The organism is Microbacterium gorillae (assembly GCF_050990725.1).
GTDB lineage: Bacteria > Actinomycetota > Actinomycetes > Actinomycetales > Microbacteriaceae > Microbacterium > Microbacterium gorillae_A.
Genome location: NZ_CP158844.1, coordinates 2021324 through 2037083, shown reverse-complemented (window position 1 = coordinate 2037083; position 15760 = coordinate 2021324). Strand labels below are relative to the sequence as shown.

The window sequence follows — 15760 nt, the reverse complement described above, 5'->3', positions numbered from 1 at the left end:
TGACGATGTCATCCACCCCTCGATCACTCGTTCGTGATTACTCGGCGTCCTTCTTAGGCGCAGCCTTCTTGGCCGGAGCCTTCTTCGCGGGCTTCTCGTCCGCTGCAGCGTCGTCAGCCGCGGCCTTCTTCGCCGGAGCCTTCTTGGCAGCAGGCTTCTTCGCGGGCTTCTCCTCGCCCGGAGCCTCCTCGGCCGGAGCCTCCTCGGCCGCAGCCTCGTCAGCCTCAGCCTCATCCTCGACGGCCACGAAGTCGCTCAGGTCGACGGCCTTGCCGTCGGTGTCGACGACGGTGACCTTGCCGAGTGCGACGGCGAGCGCCTTGTTGCGGGCGACCTCACCGATCAGCGAGGGCAGCTGGTTGCCCTGCTGGAGGATCTCGACGAACTCCTGCGGTGCCATGCCGTACTGAGCGGCGGACTGCACGAGGTACTGGGTCAGCTCGTCCTGCGAGACCTGAACCTTGGCGTTCTCGGCGATGCGGTCGAGGATAACCTGCGTGCGGAACTGCTTCTCGCTCGCCTCGGTGACCTCGGCGCGGTGCTCGTCGTCCTCGAGGCGACCCTCCTGCTCCAGGTGCTGGTGAACCTGGTCCTCGACGAGGGCAGCGGGAACGGGGATGTCGGTGGCCTCGATGAGCGCCTCGACCAGCTTGTCGCGCGCGGCGGAGCCCTGCGAGAACGCACCCTGCGAGGCGACGCGCTCCTTGAGGCTCTCGCGCAGCTCGGCGATGGTGTCGAACTCGCTCGCGATCTGTGCGAAGTCATCGTCGGCCTCGGGCAGCTCGCGCTCCTTGACGGCCTTGACGGTGAGGGACACCTCGGCCTCGGAGCCGGCGTGCTCGCCACCGATCAGCTTGGAGCGGAAGGTGGTGTCCTCGCCCGCGGTGAGCGACTCGACAGCCTCGTCGGTGCCCTCGAGCAGCTCACCCGAGCCGACCTCGTAGGACACGCCCTCGGCGCGGTCGATCTCCTTGCCGTCGATGGTGGCCACCAGGTCGAGCTCGACGAAGTCGCCCGTCTTCGCGGGGCGGTCGACCGTCACGAGCGTGCCGAAACGGCTGCGGAGGCGGTCCAGCTCCTCGGAGACGGCGTTCTCGTCGACCTCGACAGCGTCCACCGTCAGGGTGATGCCCGAGAGGTCCGGCAGCTCGAAGTCGGGAACGACGTCCACCTCGACGTCGACGATCAGGTCGCCGGAGAAGTCCTTCTCAGCCGGCCACTCGATGATCTCCGCGGCCGGACGACCGACGATGCGCACCTCGTGAGCGGTGACGGCCTCACGGTAGAAAGTGTCGAGACCCTCGTTGACAGCGTGCTCGATGACGGCGCCGCGTCCGATGCGCTGGTCGATGATCGGGGCGGGCACCTTGCCCTTGCGGAAGCCGGGGATCTGCACGTCCTGGGCGATGTGCTCGTAGGCGTGCTTGATCGAGGGCTGGAGCTCCTCGGGCGTGACCGTGATGTGCAGCTTCACCCGGGTCGGGCTGAGCTTCTCGACGGTGCTCTTCACCATGCTTGTGCGTCTCTTCCTTGTAGCGTCCCCGCACGCGTGGGCGTGCGGGTTCTTCGTGCTGAGTCTTGAGGGGGCCGTTGGTCGGGGCGACAGGATTTGAACCTGCGACCTCCCGCTCCCAAAGCGGGCGCTCTACCAAGCTGAGCTACGCCCCGGGATTCCACGCCTGCGCGTGGGCACGAAACGGCCTCCAAAAGTCTAGCCGACGAGGTGGCTTCCGGCTCACACCCCTGCTGCCGGGCGATTCTCAGTCCGACGCGCCCGGCCGTCAGCCATGTGCGGGAGCATCGATCGGGATCGGGTAGAGTGGTCCCGCTGCTCATGCAGTGCGGGGATGTAGCTCAATGGTAGAGCCCCAGTCTTCCAAACTGGTCACGCGGGTTCGATTCCCGTCATCCCCTCTTCGCCCCGATTCGGCTCCACCCGGATCGGGGCGTTCTTCGTTTCATCACGAAGAATGACGCAACGAGGCACGAAGACCACAGGGCAGCGCTAGCGTCGAGGCATGCCCGCCCTCACCGACATCGATGTCTCCATCCCGCTCGTCATCGTGACGGGAGCCTCATCCGGCATCGGCGCGGAGATCGCGGTGGACCTCGCCAGCGACCGCACCGTGGTTGCGATCGGCCGCGACGAGAAGCGACTCGCCGATGTCGCCTCGCGCGCAGCGGACGGGGCGATCGTTCCCGTCGTCCTCGACCTGGCCGATCCGACGGCCATCGAGGCCGCCCTGGCGGGACTGCCCCGCGTCGATGCGGTCGTCCATGCTGCGGCGCTGCTCCCCCACACCACCACGGAAACGGCCACCGTGAGCCTGTGGCGGGAGATGCTCGACGTGAACGTGGTCGCACCGGCGGAACTGACGCGTGTCCTTCTTCCCCGGCTGCGTGACGCACGCGGGACCGTGGTGTTCATCGGCTCCGGCGCATCGCGACGCGCCGCGGCCGGTCACGTCGTGTACGGGGCGACCAAGCACGCGCTCCAGGCCCTCGCCGACGCACTGCGCCAGGAGGTGGAACCGGACGGCGTCCGCGTCAGCACGGTCGCCCCCGGTCCCACGGCCACCTCGGGTGCGCTGGCCGCCGAGGGCCTTACGCGCGATGAGGACGGCCGACGCATCCTGCCCGCCACGGTCGCCCGTTCCGTCCGTCACGTGATCGACGCACCGGCCGACACGCAGATCACCGAGGTGTGGGTGCGCCCTCGCGCGGAACTTCGCTGAAAAGCACCTCCTCGGGTGGACCGAAACCGGATCGAGACACACGCGTAACGTGTGCGGGCGATGGGTGCCGCTATGCTCAGGCAACAAATCTCCCGATGATCACCCAAGAGGTACACCATGAAGTTGCGTCAGTCCCTTCTCGCGATCGCCGTGCTCACCGCAGCCGGCTCGCTCGCCCTCACCGGTTGCAGCACCGGTAGCACCGATGCCGGTGGCGACACCGGATCCACCGCATCGTCCGGCACCGACTCGGGCACCGACACCGGCTTGAAGACCGTCGTCGACGGCAAGCTCACGGTCTGCTCCGACATCCCGTACGAGCCCTTCGAGTCCATGAAGGACGGCAAGGCGGTCGGCTTCGACATCGACATCACCGCGGCCATCGCCGAGGATCTCGGCCTGGAGCTGAATGTGGTCGATTCCTCGTTCGACGCCATCACGTCCGGCCTGTTCAAGACCGACTGCGACATCGCAGCGTCGTCGATCTCGATCACCGACGAGCGCAAGCAGAATGTCGACTTCTCGGACCCGTACTACGACGACGACCTCGTCCTGATTGCCAAGAAGGGCTCCGGCATCACGTCGATCGAGACCGCGAAGGGTCAGGAGATCGGCGTCCAGACCGCGACCACCGGTGAGGCCTACGGCCAGGAGAACGGTCTGTCCACCATCGGCTACGAGGACTCCGGTCTGCAGATCCAGTCCCTGAAGTCGGGTGCCACGGCCGGTTCGCTCGGCAACCAGTCGGTGCTCAAGTTCGCCATCAAGGGCGAGAGCGACTTCGAGGTGGTCGAGGAGATCAAGACGGGTGAGCAGCTCGGCATCGCGGTCCCCAAGGGCAACGCGGACATGCTGGCAGCGGTCAACAAGACGCTCGGCGAGCTGAAGAGCTCCGGCGACTTGGACAAGTTCGAAGCCGAGTGGTTCGGCAACTGACCGCTTAATGGGCCGGTCCGCAATGGCGCGGACCGGCCCTCTTCTCAGAAAGGCACAGCTGTATGGCTATGACAGCCCGTCAGCGGCGCACGGTGAGCCGATGGATCCAGATCCTCGTCTTCGTGCTCGCGATCGTCCTGCTCGCTCTCCTGGTCAATTGGAAGCTGGTCGCGGACTCGTTCTTCCAGTTCGACAAGACCCTGCCGATGTTCCCGGACATCATCCTGGTCGGTCTTCGCAACACCCTGCTGTACACGATCACCTCGTTCATCTTCGGGCTCGCGCTGGGCCTCGTGCTCGCGCTGATGAAGACCGCGTCGTTCGCCCCGTACCGGTGGGTCGCGACGATCTACATCGAGTTCTTCCGTGGCATCCCGGCGCTGCTCGTGCTACTGGCGCTCGGCTACGGTCTTCCGCTCGCGTTCTCCGGACTCAAGTGGGAGTTCTGGGTGACGGTCATGGTCTCGCTCGGCCTCGTCTCCGCGGCCTACATGGCCGAGACGCTGCGAGCCGGCCTCCAGGCGGTTCCGAAGGGCCAGATGGAGGCCGCACGATCGCTGGGCATGCCGCAGTGGCGTGCGATGATCTCGATCATCATCCCGCAGGCGTTCCGCATCGTCCTTCCACCGCTCACGAACGAGCTGATCCTGCTGACCAAAGACACGTCACTGGTGCAGGTGCTCGGGATGACGGCCCTGGTCGTCGACCTCACCAAGATGGGCCGTGACGGGATGCTCTCTCTCGGTGGAGGCATGACGCCGCTGCTGGTGGCCGGCCTCTTCTACCTCTGCATCACGATCCCGCTGACGTTCCTCGCCCGCTGGTTCGAGAAGCGCACCGCACAGGTCTCGCGACCGAGCCGCCAGAAGAAGGAGGTCGCGGCATGAGCGCACCAATCACCGCCCCCATCGCCACCGCAGCCGGCGTGACGATCACGGACCTGCGCAAGTCGTACGGCTCCAACGAAGTCCTGAAGGGCATCTCGCTGGACGTCGCGCCGGGACAGGTCGTCTGCCTCATCGGCCCGTCCGGCTCGGGAAAGTCCACCCTGCTGCGCTGCGTGAACCTGCTGGAGACGCCCAACGCCGGCTCCATCGAGGTGGGCGGCTTCGTCGCCACGGATCCCGATGTGGACGTCGACGACATGCGCCGTCACGTGGGCATGGTCTTCCAGCAGTTCAACCTGTTCCCGCACCTCACCGTGCTGGAGAACTGCACCGTGGCACAGCGGACCGTGCTGAAGCGCAACCGCGCCGAGGCGGAGCGGATCGCGCACGGGCATCTCACCTCGGTGGGACTCGCCGACCTCAGCCACCGCTACCCCGGGGAGCTCTCCGGCGGGCAGCAGCAGCGCGTGGCCATCGCGCGAGCGCTGTCCATGGATCCGGGGCTGATGCTGTTCGATGAGCCCACGTCCGCGCTCGACCCGGAGACGGTCGGCGATGTGCTCGCCATCATGCGCAAGCTCGCTCGGAAGGGCATGACCATGATCGTGGTGACGCACGAGATGGGCTTCGCACGTGAGGTGGCCGACCGCGTCGTGTTCATGGACGGCGGTGTGGTCGTGGAGGAAGGACCCGCGGAGAACGTCATCGGCGCCCCGCAGCACGAGCGCACGAAGAACTTCCTGCGTCGCGTGCTCGATCCCACCAACGTGGACCTCACCGACGATTGACGCTCCCCGGGGCCTGAGCCCCACGTAACGGCGCCCGGCTGCAGCCGGGCGCCGTTTTCGTGCGATCAGCGAGCGTCGGCGTGCTCCGCGGAGAGTTCGAGGTACACCGCGGCGTTGCGCAGCAATCCCGCGGCCTCGTCGTCGGACAGCGAACGACGCACCTTCGCCGGCACACCCGCCACCAGGGATCCCGGCGGAATGACATCGCCGGCGAGGACCATCGCACCGGCTGCGACCAGGCTGCCGGCGCCGATCACCGCGCCGCTGAGCACCACTGCGCCCATGCCGATGAGTGATCCGTCCTCGATGGTGCACCCGTGCACCACGGCGTTATGTCCGATCGACACGTCCTCACCGATGCTGACCGGAGCGCCTTCGTCGACATGGATCGACACGTTGTCCTGCACGTTGCTCCGCGCGCCGATCCGGATCTCAGCGCGATCGCCCCGCACCACCGCGTTGTACCAGACGCTGCCGCGTTCCTCGATGACGACGTTGCCGATGATACGAGCGCCGCCGGCGACAAACGCGCTGTCGTCGAGCTGAGGCGTTCCGCTTGCTGTGGTGAGGATCTGAGCTGCTTCGCTGACGGTCATGACCCTCACCCTAGTTGCTCCGAGACGTAAGGCTCCCGCGGGTCGTAAAATGTATGCGAGTCGCATATACTCGCGTGATGCAGGAGAAACTGGAAGATGCCGTCAACGAATGGCATGAGGCCGTGCTCAGCGGAGATCTCCGTCGTTCAGCGGCGGCCGTCGGCAATCCGATCGTCGTTCTCGGCCCGAAGGGAGCGGGGCCGATCACGCCGACGGAGTTCGCCGAGTGGGTGGAGCGGTCGGGAATTCGCCTCGTCCCACGCTCGTGGCATCCGATCAGTGAACGGTTGATCGTGGTCGAAGAGGACGCGACATGGCCCGCGAACAATAAGCCGACGCGCGTAGCCACCGTGTTCCGAGTCTCAGAGGGAAAGGTCACTGCGGCCCTTCGGCTACCGGAGCTGAGAGCCGCTCTCGATCTCGCTTACATCTGTCGCGAGCTGGCCGCAACAGAATGAACGCACTGGGACCCGGACGCCTGTTGTTCGGCTTCGTGCGATATTGGTCGCGGCGGTCGGCGACGGGGAATACCGCCACCGCGCAGAACGGACGGCTAATTCTGGTGACGGAAGCGATCTCCACTCTGGCGGAGCGCCAGGTGCCAGCGACGGTGAACGCGGTCGCGGCCGAGATCGCCATCGACCAGAGCGGTGCATCCCGTCTGATCGCGAGCGCCATCGATGCCGGCTACGTCACGCTGACCAGCACCCCGTCCGACCGGCGCAGGCGTGAAGTGGCCGTCACTCCGCAGGGTCGTGCCGCCCTGCAGGAGGCTCACGCATGGCAAGAGCGGATATTCGACGAGCTGACCGCGGGATGGAGTACTCGACGACGCGAGGACTTCCAGAACGCGATGGCCGATCTGATCGCGCGGTCTCAGGCGATCGGCATGTGATCGACGCGCACGACAGGAGTCGTCGCCGTCGCGGGCCCCTCACCCTAACGCGCGGTAAGCCCAGCCTCAGCTTGCTTGCGCGGGAATGTCAGATGAGTAGCGTGGGTTTCACACGACGAACCCCATCGGAGGCAATCATGAGCAAGACCACCACCGTCACCGCCACTGCCAGCGACCCGACCGTCGCCGCTGCCGCCGCGCAGTTCCTCTCGCCGCTGGTGATCGGCCTGCAGGCCCTCACCCTGAACGGCAAGCAGGCGCACTGGCACGTCCGCGGCGCCAACTTCATCGGCGTGCACGAGCTTCTCGACACCGTCGTGGCACACGCCAGCGAGTGGGCGGACACCGCCGCGGAGCGTATCGTCGCCCTCGGCCTGCCCGTCGACGCTCGCGCCGCCACCGTGGCCGCCAAGGCCGCCAACACCCAGGTGGGCGACGGCTTCGCCCAGTCCGACGAGATGATCGCGGCCATCGTCGCCGACATCGACGCCGTCCTCGCCCAGACGCAGGAGGCGATCGACGGGCTGGACGACATCGACCTCACCAGCCAGGACGTCGCCATCGAGATCCGTCGGGGTCTGGAGAAGGACCGCTGGTTCCTCACCGCGCACGTCGCGCACTGAGTCGCAGCATCACAACACGAAAGGGTGGGCCGAGCGGCCCGCCCTTTCGTGTGGGTGAGACTCAGGAGAGGTGGGTGAAACGACCGCCCAGCATCGTGGCCCCGACAGTCATGGTGCGCAGACCCTCCACATCAGAGGCGAACGGATCGGCGTCGCAGAAGGCGATGTCCGCGAGCGAACCCGGCAGGAGCTCGGCAGCCGCCCGCGAGCCGCGTTCGGTGGATGCGCCGAGCGCGGTGATCGCATCGATGCCTTCCCCGTCCTGAGGCTCCGCCTCCCCTGCGCGCGAGCGCCCCACGGCTGTCGCGATCGCACCCCACGGATCCAGCGGCGCGACCGGGGCATCCGATCCCAGCGTGATGTTGGCATCGGCGTCGACGAGGGAGCGCAGCGGGTACGCGGCCGCGAGCTGGGAAGCCCACTCGGCGCGGACCAGTTCCCGATCATCCACCGCGTGCTGCGGCTGCACACTGGCCGTGACATCGAGCCGAGCGAAGCGTGGGAGATCCGTGCGCCCCACGAGCTGCGCGTGCTCGAGAGAACCGTGCGCCCCGCTCATCGCGAACGCGTCCAAGGCACGGGCGTTGGCGACGTCACCGATCGCGTGCACCGCGACGGAGAAACCGGCACCGGTGGCGCGCGTGAGCAGCCCGACAAGGGCTTCGGGCTGCACGGTCAGTTCGCCGTGGCCTCCCGACGGGTAGGCCACCGAGCAGGCGGCGGTGCGCGTTCCGAGCGATCCGTCCGTGATGACCTTGACGGAACCCACCTCGAGCAGGCCGGAGTCGTGCAGGAGGTCGCCGCTCACCCAGCCCTCCGCGATGGCGCGATCGAGGTGCTGCGGATACACACCGGCACGAACTCGCCAGGTGTCGAATCCTGCCGCACCGCGCCGCTGCCAGGCGCCGATGTTCCACGCCATATCGAAATCGACCACGCCGACGATTCCCTGGCGCGCCGCTCGCGCCGCGGCGGCCGACACCGCGGCATCGAGTTCGTCGTCGCTGATGGCGTCCAGTGAGGCATGGACGCGGAATGCCGGCGCCTCGCGCAGCATGCCGTCGGCGGGTGCCGTGATCCCCTCCCGACGCGCTGCGGCGGAGTTCACGAGCACGCAGTGCAGGTCAGCGCCGACCACGTACGTGGGAACGTCCCCCGTGATCGCATCGAGCTCGGTCAGCACCGGCGGACTCTGCCAGAGGCCGTCGCGCATGCCGACACCGACCCGTACGCCGCGGTGATCAGGGGGGACCGCTGCCATGCGGACCGCGACCTCATGCGCACTCGTCGCGTCGTGGACGTTCTCCCGCACGGCGAACAGGGCCCACGGATTCACGTGAACGTGGTGGTCCCAGAGGCCGGGAATCGCCCAGCGCCCCTCGGCATCCCAGATCGGTCCGACCGGGCGAAGCGCCCCGGCAGGTGCGATGTCGACAATCCGACCCGCGTCCAGCAGCACGTCGAGCGGACCGCTGACGGGGATGAACCGTGCACTCGGCCCGCTGATGCGCACGTTTCGGAGCAGGGACGGCCGAGATCCGATGTGCACGTTCACGCGTTCTCCGCCGCCGCGCGCCGCGCCGCCTCGCTTCGACGCATCTCGGTCGCCAGCTCCGCGTTCCCGTAGGGTCCGTCGCCCTCCAGCCCGGTGAGGATCGCCTCCATGATCTCCGGCGTGCGATTCTGGCTGAGCTTGCGTTTGGCCGTCACCGACGTCGGCGTGAGTCGGATGCCGACGGTGCCGCGCTCCAGGCGACGCACGAAGGCCTCGTCATTGGGTGCCTGCCACATGCCGCGCGGGTTCGGCTCGGCCGACTCGAAGTGCGCCACCAGCCGATCCAGCACGGCGAGGTTCTCCTCGGTGCTCAGGATCTCGGGGACGCCGCGCAGATGAACCGCGACGTAGTTCCAGGTCGGAACCGCCGGCGTGTCGCCATACCAGCGCGGGGTGATGTAGCCGTGCGGCCCCTGGAACACCATGAGCAGCTCCCGCTCCCCGAGCCCGTGCAGCAGGTCGTCGGGCCGACCGACATGGGTGACGACCGTCAGATCGTCTCTCGCGTCGTCAAGCAGCACCGGATAGTGCGATGCGATCAGTCCGTCAGGACCGTCACTCATCAGCGTCGCCCAGGGATTGCGAGCGATCACACGACGCAGCTCGGCGACATCCGTCATCGCGAAGCTCGGGTTCTGTCTCATCGGCGTTCCTCTCGTGTGATCAGGCCTGACAGGTGGGGCACCAGTACAGCTTGCGGCCCACCATGTCCTCCATCACGATGTTGGTGCCGCAGGTGCGGCACGGGAGTCCTTCCCGGTGGTACACCCAGTGGCGATCATCACGGCTCGCCATCGCGCGCCGGTACGCCTCCGGATCCAGATCGTCCATGGTCATCATCTGACCCGTCTCGACACCGACATCCAGGAGCTGCACCCAGTCCCGCCAGAGTGCCCGAAGGTTCTCCACCGGGATCGACTTGCCAGGCTTATGCGGGTTGAGGCCGGCGCGATACAGCAGCTCGGCACGGTAGACATTGCCGATGCCGCTCACCACAGCCTGGTCCATCAGCAGCTGACCGATCGAGACATTGCGGCGGCGCACAGCGGTCACGAAGCGTTCCTCACCCTCCGTGGTGTCCCCCACGAGCGGATCCGGTCCGAGTTTCGCGACGGTGGCCAGCATCTCGTCCGGCGTCTGGATCTGGCACGCGGTGGGACCCCGCAGATCCGCGCAGGTGAGATCCGTCAACAGGCGAAGGCGGACGGCACCCACGGGCGGAGGCGGCCACTCGGTGAGCTCGGACGCGAGTCCCTTGGTCTGCTCCGACATGCGGACGTTCACACGAGCACGGCGCGGCGCCCCGATGGAGTTCAGCGAGTTCTCGCCCGCGTCGTCGAAGATCGCGTCGAGATCGGTGCCACGCTGATTCGTCTGCCCCATGCGCCCGTTCGCGGACGCGATGGTCGGGTCGACCAGGATCTCACCGGCGAAGTCCCAGGCGCCGTAGAGACCGAGGTGCACGCGAAGCCACAGGTCGCCCTCGAACTCCGTGAACATCTGCTTGCCGACAGCCTGCACGCCGACCATCTCCCGACCGTTCAGCAGCGCAGCACCCTCGGCGAAGCGTCCCTGTGGCGAAGAGGCCGTGATGGCCTTCCCGACGAAGTTGCGGTCGAGCTGGCGTGCGATGCGATGGACGGAGTGCCCCTCCGGCATCAGTTCTCCTGTGCTGCGCGCGGGTCGGGCAGCAGCGATCCGTCGCGCTCGAAGTCCGCGATCTGGGCGATGCGTCGAACGTGGCGCTCCTCATTACTGAACGGCGTGGCGATGAACGTGTCGATGAGGAAGACGACCTCCTCGAAGGTGTGCTGGCGAGCGCCGATGGAGATCACATTGGCGTCGTTGTGCTCTCGGGCGAGCTTGGCGGTCGCCTCGTTCCAGGCCAGCGCCGCGCGGATGCCGGCGACCTTGTTCGCGGCGATCTGCTCGCCATTGCCCGACCCACCGAACACGATGCCCAGTGCCTCGACGCCGGCGCTCTGGTCCGCCACAACGGCCTGGGCCGCGCGAATGCAGAAGGCGGGGTAGTCGTCGACGGCGTCGTACTCGATCGGTCCGTGGTCCACGACATCGTGGCCTGCGGTGCGCAGGTGCTCCTGCAGACGGGTGGAGAACTCGAGACCGGCGTGATCGGTGGCGATGTGGATGCGCATGGCTCAATCCTAGAGAGGCCGCGGGGCGTAGGCTGGTTTTCGTCTCCGCCCGCGCCACCGCGCCGGGCGCATCCGAGCGGCGGTCGCCGCAGAACCCCACAACACGGGAGAAACCCAGTGCCTGGAGAGAACCTCACACGCATCGAGGCGCAGGAGCGTCGCGCGATCGTCGACACACAGACGTACGACATCGTCCTCGACCTCACCACCGGAGCGGAGGTGTTCCGCTCCCGTTCGACGGTGCGCTTCACCGCCACCGAGGGCGCCTCGACCTTCATCGATCTGATCGCCCGTACGGTGCACTCGATCACGCTGAACGGCCGCGCGATCGACCCGACCACCGCGTTCGCGGATTCCCGCATCGCGCTCGATGGTCTTGCCGCCGACAACGAGCTCGTCATCGACGCCGACTGCCTCTACACGAACACCGGTGAAGGCCTGCACCGCTTCGTCGACCCGGTGGACGGCGAGGTCTACCTCTACTCGCAGTTCGAGGTGCCGGACTCCCGTCGCGTGTTCGCGGTGTTCGAGCAGCCCGACCTCAAGGCGGAGTTCACCTTCACTATCACGGCGCCTGCCGCGTGGAAGGTCGTCTCGAACTCCCCCACTCCCGAGCCCGTGCCCGCGGGCGACGGCATCGCGACCTGGAGCTTCGAGCCCACGCCGAAGATGTCCTCGTACATCACCGCGATCATCGCCGGCCCGTACGAGTCGACCCACTCCGAGCTGCTCAACGGCGACGGACGCACCATCCCGCTCGGCATCTACGCCCGCAAGAGCCTGTGGGAGTACATGGACGCCGACTACATCTTCGAGAAGACCCGCGAGGGATTCGCGTACTACGGCGAGAAGTTCGACTACCCGTACCCGTTCGCGAAGTACGACCAGCTGTTCGTTCCGGAGTTCAATGCCGGTGCGATGGAGAACATCGGTGCCGTCACCTTCACCGAGGTCTACGTCTTCCGCAGCAAGCAGACCGACGCCGTCAAGGAACGTCGCGTCGTCACGATCCTGCACGAGCTCGCCCACATGTGGTTCGGCGACCTCGTGACCATGAAGTGGTGGAACGACCTGTGGCTGAACGAGTCGTTCGCCGAATGGGCATCCACCATCGCCACCGCCGAGGCTACGGAGTGGAAGGAGGCGTGGACCACCTTCAACGCGATGGAGAAGACCTGGGCCTACCTGCAGGACCAGCTTCCCTCCACGCACCCTGTGGTCGCCGAGATCAACGATCTCGAGGACGTCCAGGTGAACTTCGATGGCATCACCTACGCCAAGGGTGGCTCGGTGCTCAAGCAGCTCGCGGCCTGGGTGGGCATCGAGCAGTTCTTCGCGGGTGTCGCGGCATACTTCAAGAAGCACGCCTACTCCAACACCGAGGTCGGCGATCTGCTCGTCGAGCTGGAGGCCACCAGCGGCCGCGACCTCTCGACCTGGGCCAAGAAGTGGCTGGAGACGGCTGGCGTCAACACGCTCGCGCCGGTCATCGACACCGACGTGGACGGCAAGATCACGCGTTTCGCGATCACGCAGACCGCGCCCGCCGACTACCCGACCATCCGTCCGCACCGCCTCGGCGTCGGCTTCTACGACGTCGTGGACGGCGAGCTGCGCCGCACGCACCACGTGGAGCTGGACGTCGACGGCGATCGCACCGATGTGGCGGAGCTGAAGGGCCTCACGCAGCCCGATCTCGTGCTGCTCAACGACGAGGACCTCGCCTACGCGAAGATCCGCCTGGACGACCGCTCGCTCCGGACGGCGATCGAACACCTCGGCGACATCGCCGACCCGCTGGCGCGCTCGCTCGTGTGGGGTGCCGCCTGGGACCAGACCCGCGATGCCGAATCCAGCGCCACGGACTACATCGAGCTGGTGCTCGGCAACATCGGTCGCGAGACCGAGTCCACCACCGTGCGCACCACGCTGGCACAGCTCCGTCTGGCCGCCAACTCCTACGTGGATCCCACCACACGCTCTGCCGCACGAAGCCGCGTGGGCGAGGGTCTGTGGGATCTCGCCCAGGCCGCCGAGGCCGGCAGTGACAGCCAGCTGCAGTTCGTGCAGGCCCTGGCCGCCAACGCGTCGACTCCCGAGCAGGTCGAGCGCGTGCGCGCGATCCGCGACGGCGAGATCGTGTTCGAGGGCCTGAACATCGACACCGACCTGTCGTGGCAGCTGCTGGTGGCCCTCGCCGCCGCAGGCGCGGTCACCACCGCGGACATCGATGCCGCACTCGCTGCGGACAACACGGCCAAGGGAGGCGAGTTCGCCGCGCAGGCGAAGGCCGCTCTTCCCGGCGAAGAGGCCAAGCGCGCCGCGTGGGGCTCGCTGATCGACAACGCCGATCTGCCGAACACCATCGTGCGCTCGGCGGCGCTGGGCTTCGTGAACCCGACGACCCGCGACGACCTCGCCGCGTTCGTTCCGGCGTACTTCGAGATGCTGCTGCCGATCTGGGAGTCGCGCACGTACCAGATCGCGAACTACCTCATCACGGGCCTGTACCCGGCCTCGCTCGCCAACCGGGAGCTCCGTGACGCCACGCGCGCCTGGCTGGCGGAGAACCCTGAGGCTCCGGCCGCCCTTCGTCGCCTCGTGAACGAGAACCTGGCCATCGTCGAGCGCGCGCTCGCCGTCCAGGAGCGCGACGCCGAGTAACGTCGCGAGAAACCCATCCAAGTCCGAGAATCCCCGCGATGCGGGGTTTCTCGGACTTGTTTGGGTTTCTGGAGGGTGCGTCATCCTCTGGGATGACGGCGGCGATCCGAACCCATACCTCGGAGGGATTCGGCGGCATACAGGCAGTTCATAGCCTGAGTACATGATCGTCGCAGAGAACCTCACGAAGCGGTACGGCGTACGCGCCGCGGTGTCCGACGCCTCCTTCGCCGTCCGCCCCGGCATGGTGACGGGCTTCCTCGGGCCCAACGGCGCGGGCAAGTCCACCACCATGCGCATGATCGTGGGGCTGGACCGTCCCACGTCTGGTCGCGCCACCGTGAACGGCCGCGCTTACGCCACATCTCCCTCCCCACTCACCGAGGTGGGAACGCTACTGGATGCTAAAGCCGTTCACACCGGTCGGTCGGCCCGCAACCACCTCCGCGCCATGGCGGCCACGCACGGCATCCCGCTGTCGCGCGTGGACGAAGTCCTGGAGATCACCGGCATCGCGAGTGTGGCTCGCAAGCGGGCCGGGGGCTTCTCTCTCGGCATGGGACAGCGTCTCGGCATCGCCAGCGCGATCCTGGGCGATCCGACCACGCTCATCCTCGACGAACCCGTCAACGGACTCGACCCCGAGGGCGTGCGCTGGGTGCGAGACTTCGTGCGCAGCTACGCGGCACGAGGCCGTACGGTGCTGCTCTCCAGCCACCTCATGAGCGAGATGGCGCTGACCGCCGACCACCTGATCGTGCTCGGACGCGGCCGCGTGCTCGCGGACGCATCCGTCGCTCAGCTCGTCGCCGCATGGACGAAGGAGGACGTCGCCGTGGAGACCCCGCACCCCGACGCGCTGGCGTCCGCCCTCGCGAGCGACAGCGTCGCCGTCCAGCGCACAGGCACGAACGCATTGGCCGTGAGCGGTGCCCCGGCGTCCTGGATCGGTGACCGCGCGGCGGCGGCCGGCATCGCGATCCATCAGCTCACCACCCGCACTGGTTCGCTCGAGGAGGCCTACATGGCACTCACCGGCGACGCCGTCGAGTACAAGACCAAGGAGCTCGCATGACTCTCACCGCCCCGCAGCAGGCACCTGCTGCCGCGCCTGTCCTCCCGTCTTCCGGATACCAGCTCAGCCTCGGCCGGGTCATCCGCAGCGAAGCCATCAAGCTGGTCACGCTCCGCTCCCCCTGGATCTCCGCGGCGCTGACCATTGCGATCTCGCTCGGCATCACGACGCTGATGGCCATCTCCCTGCGAAACTTCCTGGATCAGGCCCCCGTCTCCGGCGGTGGCAACGCGATGATCGCTCAGGCGGTCACGATGCCCCTCGCGTTCACGGCGCTGCTCGTCACCATCACGGGGTCGATGCTCATCACGGGTGAGTACTCCACCGGCATGATCCGCTCCACGCTCACGGCGGCGCCGGATCGGCTCCGGAGTCTCTTCGCGAAGGCGATCGTGCTGGTCGGCTACACCGTGCTGGTCTCGGTCATCACCAGCGTTTTCGGTGTCACGCTCGTGAGTGCGCTGTTCGCCGGCACCGACGTCGCGCTGGACTTCGGTGACCTCTCCGGCGCGGTCCTGCCCTACGTGTACTCCGCCGTCTACCTCGTGGCGGCCGCACTGCTCGGCCTCGGCTTCGGGTACCTGTTGCGCAGCGGGGCCGGGGCGATCGCTATCGCCGTAGGAATCCTGTTCATCCTCCCGATCGTCCCGCAGGTGCTCGCCATGGCACCCGGGATGGAGTGGGTCGTGGAAGCGGCACGCTACCTCCCGAGCAACGCGGGCAACGCGCTGGTGCAGGGCAGCGGGGACGAGGTGTGGCAGGGCGCTCTCATCCTCGGCGGCTGGGTCGTGGCGGTGCTCAGCCTCGGTGCCATTGCGCTGAAGACCCGCGACGCCTGAGCACCGCTATG

At 67.3% G+C, this 15760-nt stretch carries 16 protein-coding genes and 2 tRNA genes; 11 read left to right on the top strand and 7 right to left on the bottom strand.

Translation table 11 applies throughout. From position 1 onward, the window contains the following. Positions 1-37: 37 nt before the first annotated feature. Both tig and ABTV68_RS09135 read right to left on the bottom strand, forming a co-directional pair. The gene (gene tig / locus ABTV68_RS09140; RefSeq protein WP_433677323.1) at positions 38-1513 is read right to left on the bottom strand and encodes a trigger factor; all 1476 of its coding nucleotides are present in this window, start codon (positions 1511-1513) and stop codon (positions 38-40) included. 78 nt (positions 1514-1591) lie between these two features. Continuing rightward, a tRNA-Pro gene (locus tag ABTV68_RS09135) sits at positions 1592-1668 on the bottom strand. A 175-nt stretch (positions 1669-1843) separates the two neighbouring features. On the opposite strand from ABTV68_RS09135, the gene ABTV68_RS09130 reads away from it, so the two are divergent. From ABTV68_RS09130 to ABTV68_RS09110, 5 genes are all read left to right on the top strand, one after another. Next, a tRNA-Gly gene (locus tag ABTV68_RS09130) sits at positions 1844-1914 on the top strand. 104 nt (positions 1915-2018) lie between these two features. Further along, positions 2019-2735, top strand: coding sequence for an SDR family NAD(P)-dependent oxidoreductase (locus ABTV68_RS09125; protein WP_433677322.1), 717 nt, complete (start codon positions 2019-2021; stop codon positions 2733-2735). Between the two features lie 117 nt (positions 2736-2852). After that, the gene (locus tag ABTV68_RS09120) at positions 2853-3671 is read left to right on the top strand and encodes an ABC transporter substrate-binding protein (protein ID WP_433677321.1); all 819 of its coding nucleotides are present in this window, start codon (positions 2853-2855) and stop codon (positions 3669-3671) included. A 62-nt stretch (positions 3672-3733) separates the two neighbouring features. Further along, positions 3734-4558 (top strand): amino acid ABC transporter permease, encoded by an 825-nt coding sequence (locus tag ABTV68_RS09115; RefSeq protein WP_433677319.1) that lies wholly within the window; start codon positions 3734-3736, stop codon positions 4556-4558. Next, entirely contained in the window at positions 4555-5346 is a 792-nt protein-coding gene (locus ABTV68_RS09110; RefSeq protein ID WP_433677317.1) for an amino acid ABC transporter ATP-binding protein, read from the top strand. Before ABTV68_RS09115 ends, ABTV68_RS09110 begins: the two co-directional genes overlap by 4 nt. A 65-nt stretch (positions 5347-5411) precedes the next feature. Here ABTV68_RS09110 and ABTV68_RS09105 read toward each other — a convergent pair whose 3' ends face one another. Then, positions 5412-5942: a gamma carbonic anhydrase family protein gene (locus tag ABTV68_RS09105; RefSeq protein WP_433677316.1), complete on the bottom strand. Its 531-nt coding sequence runs from the start codon at positions 5940-5942 to the stop codon at positions 5412-5414. Between the two features lie 77 nt (positions 5943-6019). On the opposite strand from ABTV68_RS09105, the gene ABTV68_RS09100 reads away from it, so the two are divergent. From ABTV68_RS09100 to ABTV68_RS09090, 3 genes are all read left to right on the top strand, one after another. Beyond that, positions 6020-6400: a hypothetical protein gene (locus ABTV68_RS09100; RefSeq protein ID WP_433677315.1), complete on the top strand. Its 381-nt coding sequence runs from the start codon at positions 6020-6022 to the stop codon at positions 6398-6400. Next, positions 6397-6837, top strand: a complete 441-nt coding sequence (locus ABTV68_RS09095) for a MarR family winged helix-turn-helix transcriptional regulator (RefSeq protein WP_433677314.1) — start codon at positions 6397-6399, stop codon at positions 6835-6837. Before ABTV68_RS09100 ends, ABTV68_RS09095 begins: the two co-directional genes overlap by 4 nt. Positions 6838-6974: 137 nt before the next feature. Continuing rightward, the gene (locus tag ABTV68_RS09090) at positions 6975-7460 is read left to right on the top strand and encodes a Dps family protein (protein ID WP_433677313.1); all 486 of its coding nucleotides are present in this window, start codon (positions 6975-6977) and stop codon (positions 7458-7460) included. A 61-nt stretch (positions 7461-7521) separates the two neighbouring features. Here ABTV68_RS09090 and ABTV68_RS09085 read toward each other — a convergent pair whose 3' ends face one another. The 4 genes from ABTV68_RS09085 to ABTV68_RS09070 are packed head-to-tail and all read right to left on the bottom strand — an operon-like array spanning position 7522 to position 11171. Continuing rightward, positions 7522-9015 (bottom strand): amidohydrolase, encoded by a 1494-nt coding sequence (locus ABTV68_RS09085; RefSeq protein WP_433677312.1) that lies wholly within the window; start codon positions 9013-9015, stop codon positions 7522-7524. Further along, positions 9012-9659 carry an FMN-binding negative transcriptional regulator gene (locus ABTV68_RS09080; RefSeq protein WP_433677311.1) on the bottom strand — a complete coding sequence of 216 codons (648 nt, stop codon included), beginning with the start codon at positions 9657-9659 and terminating at the stop codon, positions 9012-9014. The genes ABTV68_RS09085 and ABTV68_RS09080 overlap by 4 nt, the downstream gene beginning before the upstream one ends. Before the next feature lie 19 nt (positions 9660-9678). After that, positions 9679-10674: an Fpg/Nei family DNA glycosylase gene (locus tag ABTV68_RS09075; protein WP_433677310.1), complete on the bottom strand. Its 996-nt coding sequence runs from the start codon at positions 10672-10674 to the stop codon at positions 9679-9681. After that, positions 10674-11171, bottom strand: a complete 498-nt coding sequence (locus ABTV68_RS09070; RefSeq protein WP_433677309.1) for a ribose-5-phosphate isomerase — start codon at positions 11169-11171, stop codon at positions 10674-10676. Before ABTV68_RS09070 ends, ABTV68_RS09075 begins: the two co-directional genes overlap by 1 nt. A 117-nt stretch (positions 11172-11288) precedes the next feature. Here ABTV68_RS09070 and pepN point away from each other — a divergent pair, with 117 nt between their 5' ends. The 3 genes from pepN to ABTV68_RS09055 all read left to right on the top strand — a co-directional run bounded on the left by pepN (position 11289) and on the right by ABTV68_RS09055 (position 15749). After that, positions 11289-13835 carry an aminopeptidase N gene (pepN, locus tag ABTV68_RS09065; RefSeq protein ID WP_433677308.1) on the top strand — a complete coding sequence of 849 codons (2547 nt, stop codon included), beginning with the start codon at positions 11289-11291 and terminating at the stop codon, positions 13833-13835. Positions 13836-13998: 163 nt separating this feature from the next. Further along, positions 13999-14910 carry an ABC transporter ATP-binding protein gene (locus tag ABTV68_RS09060; RefSeq protein WP_433677307.1) on the top strand — a complete coding sequence of 304 codons (912 nt, stop codon included), beginning with the start codon at positions 13999-14001 and terminating at the stop codon, positions 14908-14910. Next, a complete protein-coding gene (locus ABTV68_RS09055; RefSeq protein WP_433677306.1) occupies positions 14907-15749 on the top strand; it encodes an ABC transporter permease in 843 nt (280 codons plus the stop codon). Before ABTV68_RS09060 ends, ABTV68_RS09055 begins: the two co-directional genes overlap by 4 nt. Positions 15750-15760: the final 11 nt, after the last annotated feature.

What these genes read in the sequence shown, in the direction of transcription:
- tig (WP_433677323.1), bottom strand. Translation starts at nt 1,513, where the DNA reads ATGGTGAAGAGCACCGTCGAGAAGCTCAGCCCGACCCGGGTGAAGCTG.
- ABTV68_RS09125 (WP_433677322.1), top strand. Translation starts at nt 2,019, where the DNA reads ATGCCCGCCCTCACCGACATCGATGTCTCCATCCCGCTCGTCATCGTG.
- ABTV68_RS09120 (WP_433677321.1), top strand. Translation starts at nt 2,853, where the DNA reads ATGAAGTTGCGTCAGTCCCTTCTCGCGATCGCCGTGCTCACCGCAGCC.
- ABTV68_RS09115 (WP_433677319.1), top strand. Translation starts at nt 3,734, where the DNA reads ATGGCTATGACAGCCCGTCAGCGGCGCACGGTGAGCCGATGGATCCAG.
- ABTV68_RS09110 (WP_433677317.1), top strand. Translation starts at nt 4,555, where the DNA reads ATGAGCGCACCAATCACCGCCCCCATCGCCACCGCAGCCGGCGTGACG.
- ABTV68_RS09105 (WP_433677316.1), bottom strand. Translation starts at nt 5,942, where the DNA reads ATGACCGTCAGCGAAGCAGCTCAGATCCTCACCACAGCAAGCGGAACG.
- ABTV68_RS09100 (WP_433677315.1), top strand. Translation starts at nt 6,020, where the DNA reads ATGCAGGAGAAACTGGAAGATGCCGTCAACGAATGGCATGAGGCCGTG.
- ABTV68_RS09095 (WP_433677314.1), top strand. Translation starts at nt 6,397, where the DNA reads ATGAACGCACTGGGACCCGGACGCCTGTTGTTCGGCTTCGTGCGATAT.
- ABTV68_RS09090 (WP_433677313.1), top strand. Translation starts at nt 6,975, where the DNA reads ATGAGCAAGACCACCACCGTCACCGCCACTGCCAGCGACCCGACCGTC.
- ABTV68_RS09080 (WP_433677311.1), bottom strand. Translation starts at nt 9,659, where the DNA reads ATGAGACAGAACCCGAGCTTCGCGATGACGGATGTCGCCGAGCTGCGT.
- ABTV68_RS09075 (WP_433677310.1), bottom strand. Translation starts at nt 10,674, where the DNA reads ATGCCGGAGGGGCACTCCGTCCATCGCATCGCACGCCAGCTCGACCGC.
- ABTV68_RS09070 (WP_433677309.1), bottom strand. Translation starts at nt 11,171, where the DNA reads ATGCGCATCCACATCGCCACCGATCACGCCGGTCTCGAGTTCTCCACC.
- ABTV68_RS09060 (WP_433677307.1), top strand. Translation starts at nt 13,999, where the DNA reads ATGATCGTCGCAGAGAACCTCACGAAGCGGTACGGCGTACGCGCCGCG.
- ABTV68_RS09055 (WP_433677306.1), top strand. Translation starts at nt 14,907, where the DNA reads ATGACTCTCACCGCCCCGCAGCAGGCACCTGCTGCCGCGCCTGTCCTC.